This window comes from Microcoleus sp. BR0-C5 (assembly GCF_036705045.1).
Taxonomy (GTDB): Bacteria; Cyanobacteriota; Cyanobacteriia; order Cyanobacteriales; family Microcoleaceae; genus Microcoleus.
In genome coordinates, this window is record NZ_JAUBTR010000188.1 from 1 (window position 1) to 1,719 (window position 1,719).

At 38.0% G+C, this 1,719-nt stretch carries 2 protein-coding genes; one reads left to right on the top strand and one right to left on the bottom strand.

Going from position 1 to position 1,719, the window contains the following annotated elements; all coding sequences use genetic code 11:
- Positions 1-217: 217 nt before the first annotated feature.
- Complete coding sequence (locus QUB08_RS31805; RefSeq protein ID WP_333230266.1) at positions 218-1,360, bottom strand: IS4 family transposase; 1,143 nt, start codon at positions 1,358-1,360, stop codon at positions 218-220.
- Positions 1,361-1,509: 149 nt separating this feature from the next.
- Between QUB08_RS31805 and QUB08_RS31810 the strand changes: the two genes are divergently transcribed.
- The coding region (locus QUB08_RS31810; RefSeq protein WP_333230268.1) for a helix-turn-helix domain-containing protein at positions 1,510-1,719 on the top strand (210 nt) is incomplete at its 3' end.

Sequence of the window (1,719 nt, forward strand, 5' to 3'; positions counted from 1 at the left end):
AATGGTTATCAAATGGGATAGAAAAATCAAAAATAAAGGCAATGCTATTTTATCCGGTTTAGCTGCGTAGCAGCTTAGAAGCAATCTACAATTTATTCTTAAGCTAAGACTGCTTAAAATCAGTCAAATGAAATTACCGAAAATTTTGGGTTTAAAGCCCCGTCATTCTAGGACGGCTTTTTATTCTGGTTTATGTCTGGGGGGGGGACAAAGAGGTCTACGAGATAGACTGTATAAGGGTTGCAGCCCGCATACCTTGTTGATAAAAGCGGCGTTTAGAAGGAGTTAACTTCATTAACTGTTCCACTTCCAAAGAATATTGTTCTAGATAATTAACCCACTTTTCTCCATCTATACCAACACCAAATGTACTCCGTCTGCGATATTTTTTCTTGGGTTCTTTGCGACGAGATACATATTTTTGTACCTGCTTTTTTTTCAGTTCAATGCCTTGAAATATTGCCAAGCTGTACGCAAGTGTCATGAGCATAATCATGTTAATAAGTCGGTTCCCTTTGAGGCTAGTTCCTTCAAGATCGTAGCCTCCTGTTTTACAGTCTCGGAACATTTCTTCAATGCCCATCCGCTGCTTATAAGCATTGACTGCTGCTGCTTCTGAACCTAAATCTGTGAGAATAAACCAAGCTTCTTTAACTTGATATTTACCATAATTTCTTTTCCATTTACAAGCCAGCTCAAATCCGGTGACAGGTCGAGTTTTTCTCACTCTTTTTCCTTGAACATATAAAGAGGTTCCTGCTACTATTCCTAGTTCATCTAGCCGTTGCCAAATCAAATGTTCTGTTTCGACACAAAGATTCTTTTTTAGTCTTAAGCAAAACGACACACCCTTTAATTTAAGCCAGTTTCCTAAGTCAACAGAACAAAATTCACGGTCTCCTAAAACGATAATTTTATATTCTGAAAATAATGGTAAAACTTGCTCTAAATTTGTAGTTTGCTCCTCGAAGCTACTGTTTCCTAATTTGGGCAACAGCGACCAGTATAATGGAATTGCTCTTTTGTCCCAAATTAGGCTAACCATAAAAAGATTAATGCGCCCCCATTGACTGCGGTCAATTGCGATTAATAAACGAGTACCAACACGACAATAAGTGGTCAACCAATAAGCAATCAAGGGGAACCAAATTAGTGAGATAGTTAAATTTGGTAAATCCAGAAATCTTTGTAATTTTTTACGCCGACTTTCTGTTGTAATTGGACAAGGAAATACCCGTGCCAGTCGTTCTAATCTCACTTGTTTTTCTGATTGCATCACAAGTAGCAAAGTTGTCATGACAAGAAACTGAGCTTTCGTCAATTGTTTTTTTAAATGAGTCTGGTAAAATGTTGGTATCATTATTTTTTGGGTAGGCAAGCGTGTAACAATTATGCTGCCTATCTTTTTTTAGCATATATTGGCTCAATCCTCACCACCTCTGGGTTTCAGGCTGGTTGTCACCCCCCCAGGGTTTATGTTAAGATAAAGACAGTAAATATCAAAAACAAATGAAAGCTAGATATCGCTACAGATGCTACCCGACACCCTCTCATAAATTGGCGTTAGCCAAGTTATTTGGGTGTGTCAGAGTAGTATGGAACGATAGTCTAGGTTTTTGCATTTCTGAATATATTGGAGGCCAAAAGAAACCGAAAAATGCCGAACTTCAAAAGCAATTCATCACTCAAGCTAAGAAGTTAGAGGAACGGGAATGGTTA